Here is a 6,551-nt window from a genome sequence, read left to right on the forward strand (position 1 = left end):
ATGTGCAAGGCAACGAAACTACCTGACAGAAATGACAGTTCCGACGGACGGTAAGCGTGGATCTACGAGTGCCATGCATCGCTGGATCGACGAAAGATCAGGCAATACCGCCAGGCTGACCTGGATTTTTTGTTGATCGCGCGCCGGGATCGGCGGCAACGCCGCACGCTGGCCGTCATAGATGAAGGCGTGACGAACCTGAGGGTTGTCGCGGAAGAAATCGAGCAGATTCAGCGCGCCATTGGCCAGTGAGGCATTGATCACGACCAGATCGAAAGGCTCGCAGCCGTATTCGATCAGCGTCAGCAATTCCTCGAGGTCATGCACCGGCGCGATGCAGTAGTAATTGAGTTGATTTAACAGTCGCTCGATTCTCATCCGCTGAAAATGCTGCGCGTCGGCAATCAGGATACGTAAGGCTTTGTTGGACAACGTGGGCCCCCAGCAGGGTGTCAGATTCGAGATGGCGCAAGGCTACGCATGAGCGCAAGTCCTTGATGTAGGATTTTTCCTAAATGGCCCCTCCATTTATCCGGCCATAGGTAGGAGATCAACGACGCATCGGTGATTCGCCGTGCAACTGCAGCCATCCAAGCAACGCTTCGCCACTCATCGGCTTTGCGTACCAGTAGCCTTGTCCTTGGGTGCATCCCAACGACATCAATTGCAGGCGTTGCGCGTCGGTCTCGATGCCCTCGATCACCACCGACATGCCCAGGGTTTCCCCCAGGGCCAGGGTGCTGCTGATGACCGCCCGGCATCGGGGTTCCAGGTCCAGCGTGCGGACGAACTCGGCATCGAGCTTGATCTCGCTGAAGGGCAGCTGACACAGCCGTTGCAACGAGGAAAACCCGGCGCCGAAGTCGTCAATGGACAAACGACAGCCCATCATGCGCAGCCGTACCAGATTTTCCATGCTGATAGCGGGCGCCGCCAGCAGACCGCTCTCGGTCAGTTCGAAGGTCAGTCCGGAGCCAAACGCCGAATGCCTGGCCAGAATCTCGCGAATGCTGGCGGTCAGCTCGCTGCGGGCCAGTTGTGCGGCCTGAAGATTGAAGGCCATGTTCAAACAGAAGCCCCGACTTGCCGCTTCTTTCTGAAGGCTCAGCGCCTGGTCCAGTTGGGTAAACAGCAGCGAATCCATCAGCCCCTGCCCCTCCAGAATCGGCAAAAACACTGCCGGTGACAGCACACCGCGAACCGGATGCAACCATCGACTGAGCACCTCAACCCCACACACCTGCCCCGTGTGCAGATTAAATTTTGGCTGGTACCAGGACTGAATCTGACCCTCCGCAAGCGCGGCGCACACCTCCTCTTCGCTGGCCGATTGCACAAGACTTACCGGGACTGGCTCGACCATCGGGCTCCCCAGGTGCTTGTTCAGCAACTGCTCCAACAAGTGCGGATGCAGGGGTTTGCCAACGTCCCCGAGCAGTTTCAAACCCAGGAGGGAAACGATCTGGTGCACGGCACGGCGCAAGTCTGCCGACAGCGAACTGCTGATGATGATCGACTTGACCTGTCCCGACGCCCCCAGCCGCCGAAAGAACTCCAAACCGTCCATGCCCTCCAACTGCAGATCGCACAGGGCAATGTCCACTGGGCCGACGTCCTTTAAAACAGCCAGCGCCTGGGCTCCATCGCTGGCCTCGAAGACCTCGCGACAGCCAGCTTGCTTGAGCATGTTCACCGCCACGGAGCGCTGAAAGCTATGGTCTTCGAGTACCAGAACACGGAGGGGCAGGCGGGTCATGACATCTCGGCTCGTCTTGGGAGGGAGCGACGATTATCCGGAAATGAACGAAGGCGTTATTTAGGAAATATCCCAAATCGTGTAGGAAATTTCCTAAATTACAGGAGTGAACATTCTTCAGATGCCTTGCGATCACGCCAGGCGCTGGGCCAATCGGTCCATCGCCTGATGCAACGCGTCAACCGCTTCAGTCAATTGCCCGGGGTTCACCCCGTCGCAAGCGGCCTCCAGGGATTCGCAGGCGTCAATCAAGGCATGAGCCTTGATGATCCGCGCCCCGCCTTTGACCCGATGGGCCAGATTCGCCAGACCCGGCACATCGTGCTGGGTGAACAGTCGCATCAACCGCGCCATGTCCTCGTCGTTGCTGGCAGACAAGTCATCCAGCAGGCGCTTGATCGACGCATCGTCACCCCGGGTCAGCTGATGAAGACCACTCAGGTCAATTTCATCCGACAGCTCGCAGGACGCGGTCCCGATGGACGCACCGGTATTGATCGGGATCAGGCTGGCCAGCCGATCCCTGAGGTCTTCCAGACTGATTGGCTTGAACAGGCAGTCATCCATTCCCGCCAACTGGCAGCGCTGCTTTTCCTCGGGTTGCGCATTGGCGGTAAAGCCGAGAATCAAACCCGGCGCCAGGCCGCGTGCAACTTCTTCGGCACGGATTGTCCGGGTCAGCTCATACCCGCTCATGATCGGCATGTTGCAATCGGTGATGACCACGTCGAAGGATTCACTGCGCCAGGCGCGCAATCCCTGGACACCGTCTTCGGCGTCCCTGACCCGATGGCCGAGGTAACTCAATTGCTGGGACAGCACCAACCGATTGGCCGGGTAATCGTCGACCACCAGGATGTGCAGCGCACGGCTGGACGTTGCGGGCTCGACCGGCGCCGCCGCGGGCTCATTCGAGGGCATCAGCATCGGTACGTCGAGCACAATGTCGACCTGCGTCCCCTGCCCCACCACGCTCGACAGGGTCAATTGGCCACCCATCATCTCGCACAGCGTGCGACTGATGACCAGTCCCAGTCCGGAGCCGCTGCGGGCCGATTGAGGATTGTTGCTGGCCTGGGTGAACGGGCTGAACAAGCGTTGCTGATCGTCGTCGGAAATGCCGATGCCGGTGTCGGCGACTTGCAGGCACACGGTCAGGCGCTGCGCGTCCGCCCCGGTTTGAACCTTGACCCGCAGCCGGACCTCGCCTCGCTCGGTAAACTTGATGGCGTTGCTTAACAGGTTGGAGACAATCTGCTTGAACCGCAGCGGATCGATCAGCACATCGCGATGGGCCCCGAGGTCCAGTTCAAGTATCAGACGCAACTGTTTTTGCCGCGCCAGTCCTTCGAAAATACGCGCCACCGAAGTCACCAGCTCACCCAGGTTGGCGCGCTCGGGTGTCAGGGACAGATGGTCGGACTCGATGCGCGACACGTCAAGAATATCGCCAATCAGATCGAGCAAACTCCGCGCCGCGCCAGACGCGACTTCAATTGCAAAGCGGTCCGTCACACCTTCGTCAGCCTTTTTCATCGCCAGCTCAAGCATGCCGATCACTGCATTCATCGGCGTGCGGATTTCATGGCTCATGGTCGCCAGGAACGTGGTCTTCGCGCGATTGGCATCATCGGCCTCATCCTTGGCTTCATGCAGCGCCTGCACCAGGCGCTGACGTTCACTGATGTCAATCCAGCCGCCGATCAACCCGCTCACTTCGCCATTGCTGGCGCGATACGGCAGCATCCAGTGGTAGATGGTCAGCACGTTTGCGCCCAAGGTCAGCTGGCGGTCCTGTACCCGAGGCAGGCCGTCCTTCATGACCTGCAGATAGTCCTCGTGATAAACCGCAGCCTCTTGCACGCTTTTGAACATGCCCTCGATAACGGTCTTGCCAACGACGACATCCCGCTCGATCCCGAACACCTCCAGATAGCCCGTATTGCAGATCAACAACCGACCTTCACGATCCCGCACATAAATCGGATGGGGCGTACCGTCGATCAGGACGCGCATGAATTCCAGCTGATCGCTGAGTGCGACTTCTGCCTGTCGACGCTTGGCGATCAGCTGTCGCAGGTAAGCAATCCAGCCCAGCGCCAACAACAGCAACACGGCCGCCAACGCAAAGCCCTGAATGATTGCTGCGCGGTGACGCAGCCAATAACTGTCATCGACCACCACCTCGCTGCGCCAGCGATTGGACAGCTCGTCCAGCTCCTCCGGGGGAATGCTCAGCAGCGTCTTGTCGAGAATCGAGTACAGCTCAGGGGCATTGCGGGCCATGGCGAAACCGATGCGGGCCGAACCGGTGCCGACCGTGCTGGTGACGTGCAGCCGATCGCGAAACTGCCGGGAAATCATGTAGCGCGCGGTGATCAGCGCATTGACTGCGCCATCCGCCTTATCGTTGGCGACCATGGTCATGGCCTGCTCGGCGTTGTCGGCATCGATCAACCGGATCGCCGGATACTGCTCCATCAACAGGCTTCGTACCGGTGTGCCGCGAATCACCGCCAGGCGTTTGCCGTTCATCTCGTCGAGCGTCGCGGGACTGCCAGTGCCCATGCGGGTGACCAGCACATGGGGCGTGCTTAGGTAGGGGCGAGTAAACCGCAGCGACTTCTCGCGCTCGGCACTGGGGGTCAGGCTGATCAACAGGTCGGCCTGACCGGTCTCGACCTGCTTGATCAGCTCAGGGACCGTCTGCAGCCGCTGGATATCGAATTTCAGCCCGGTGCGCAGCGACACCTTCGCCAGGACATCGGCGCCGAGACCGCGAAACTTGCCATCCTGGCCGTAGAACGACAGGGGCAGGAAACTTTCATCGATGGCCACTCTGATGCGCGGATGCTGGTCCATCCAACGCTGTTCGGCGGTACTGAATTTCAACGCATGGAGGCCAGTCATGTCCGCACCGCCAGCGCTCCAGCGACGCAGGATGGTCAAGTGTTCACTGGCCGGAATAACCGCCAGGGCGGCATTGACGATCCGCAGCAGACGCTGGTTGTCCCGGTGCATGGAGAAAGCGAAATCGTGCACCTGCGTATCGAGAAAGCCCGCCAGTTGGACGTTGTTCAGGTAGTTTTTGTTGATCAGGTAGTTGGCACTGATGGAGTCGCCCAGATAGACATCGGCCGTGCCGAAGGCCACGGCGCCAATCGCGCTCAAGGTCGAGGGGTACAGTTGCAAACGGGCATGGGGGAAGTGCGCCTTGACGGCTTCAGGCGGCAGGTAGTGATACAGCATCGCCACCTGCTTGCCAGCCAGGTCAGGTGTCAGCGTCTGGTTGTCCTCTGTCCGGGTCACCAGCGTCGGCTGGTCGTCGGCGTAGGCGCTGGACATCATCAGCTCAGGGTCGGCCGCCTCGAAATCGTTGGACGTGCCGAGCAAGTCCACTTCACCGAGCTTGGTTGCACGAACCACATCAGCGCGCGAATCGTAGCGACGGACCTCGACGCGTACCTGCAGTAACCCGGCCAGCAACGCGGCGTAATCGGCGGTCAGGCCTTCATAGTCCCGCCCGGTGCCCGTGATGCCAAACGGCGGGTAATCCGGCGCCGACGCGCCCAACAGCAACGTGCCCTTGGCGCGCAACCACTCCCTGTCGCCCTCGTCGAGCACCACGCTGTAACCATCGACCTGCGACCGCCCCAGTACCTGCAACGTTTGCGCTGGCATGGTCGCGTTCGCCACCGCATTCAACGCGCCAGACAGCAGAAGCACGACCAGCCATTTTCCAAAGGTCATGTGCATTCAGATCAACTGGTTGCGTTTGGCAAAATCGGCGAGGTAGACCACGGACTTCACGTTGAGTTTTTCGATCAGGCGCGTCTTGTAGGTGCTGATGGTTTTAGTACTCAGGAACATGGCCTCGCTGATTTCCTTGTTACTCATGCCGTTGGACAGTTGCTGCAAGATCATCAGCTCCCGGTCGGACAGGCTCTGGATCAGTTCCACGTCAGTGGCCCGGGTATCACTGCTGCGCACGGAACTGGCTGGCAGGTAGGGAAAAAAGGTATAGCCGGTCATCACGGCCTTGATCGCCTTGACCAGTTCGTTGAGGTCATCGGTTTTGGAGACATAGCCGGCGGCTCCGGCTTTCATGCAGCGCATGGCGTAGAAAATCGCCGGCTGCGAGGTGAGTACGATGATCCTGGTGTGCTTTTTCAGTGTCATGATCCGGCTGATGACTTCGAGCCCGTCAAGCCTGGGCATGGCGATGTCCAGCATGATCAAGTCCGGTGTGTGTTCGCGCGCCATTTGCACAGCATCAGCACCGTTGTCCGCCTCGGCGACAACCTCGATGTTTTCCTGTTGCAGGAGCATCTTGACCGATGCCCGAATGAACGGGTGATCGTCTACCACCATCGCTTTGACCATAGGAACCTCTGCAAGACATGGCGGGCATTGTAGCAAGGGCGACTTCCTGCCGGCGCGTGGCGTTCTTGGGCTGTGACGCGATGATTGGTGGGGAGGCCTCAGATCAATTGCAGGAGCAACGCTTGCTCGCGATGGCGCCCTGCCAGCCGACGAGTATTTCCCTGATGCAACCGGATCAAACTGTAGGAGTGAGCCTGCTCGCGATGGCGGCTTCATTGGCGGTGAGACTGTTGCTGGTGTACATATCCATTCCTGCGGTCACGGCGGCTATTGGTTTCGCTTTTACAGCGAGTCACTTGGAAAAGCCCCAAGTAACCAAAGGCTCTTGCCCCTTTCGTCCGGTGCCTCGCCTGGGCTCGGCATACCCTCGCTCCGGTCCTGCTCCGTGGGCCCGCCGCGATCGGCCATCCCT

Annotated in this window: 4 protein-coding genes; all 4 read right to left on the reverse strand. The window is 59.6% G+C overall.

Features of this window, described 5'->3' with window-relative positions:
- Window positions 1-18: 18 nt before the first annotated feature.
- The 4 genes from GBC55_RS24125 to GBC55_RS24140 all read right to left on the reverse strand — a co-directional run bounded on the left by GBC55_RS24125 (window position 19) and on the right by GBC55_RS24140 (window position 6,139).
- The gene (locus GBC55_RS24125; protein WP_162440409.1) at window positions 19-432 is read right to left on the reverse strand and encodes a response regulator; all 414 of its coding nucleotides are present in this window, start codon (window positions 430-432) and stop codon (window positions 19-21) included.
- A gap of 118 nt (window positions 433-550) precedes the next feature.
- A complete protein-coding gene (locus tag GBC55_RS24130) occupies window positions 551-1,756 on the reverse strand; it encodes an EAL domain-containing response regulator (protein WP_162440410.1) in 1,206 nt (401 codons plus the stop codon).
- 132 nt (window positions 1,757-1,888) lie between these two features.
- On the reverse strand, window positions 1,889-5,506 hold the full coding sequence (locus GBC55_RS24135; protein ID WP_247266987.1) for a transporter substrate-binding domain-containing protein: 3,618 nt from the start codon (window positions 5,504-5,506) through the stop codon (window positions 1,889-1,891).
- A gap of 6 nt (window positions 5,507-5,512) precedes the next feature.
- Window positions 5,513-6,139, reverse strand: a complete 627-nt coding sequence (locus GBC55_RS24140) for a response regulator transcription factor (protein ID WP_162440412.1) — start codon at window positions 6,137-6,139, stop codon at window positions 5,513-5,515.
- Between the last annotated feature and the right edge of the window lie 412 nt (window positions 6,140-6,551).

Origin of the sequence: Pseudomonas sp. TNT3 (assembly GCF_010095445.2) — a bacterium.
Classification (GTDB): domain Bacteria; phylum Pseudomonadota; class Gammaproteobacteria; order Pseudomonadales; family Pseudomonadaceae; genus Aquipseudomonas.

Bases quoted from the DNA above. Each gene is read 5' to 3' on its own strand.
- GBC55_RS24130 (WP_162440410.1), bottom strand. From the start codon at position 1,756: ATGACCCGCCTGCCCCTCCGTGTTCTGGTACTCGAAGACCATAGCTTT.
- GBC55_RS24135 (WP_247266987.1), bottom strand. From the start codon at position 5,506: ATGACCTTTGGAAAATGGCTGGTCGTGCTTCTGCTGTCTGGCGCGTTG.
- GBC55_RS24140 (WP_162440412.1), bottom strand. From the start codon at position 6,139: ATGGTCAAAGCGATGGTGGTAGACGATCACCCGTTCATTCGGGCATCG.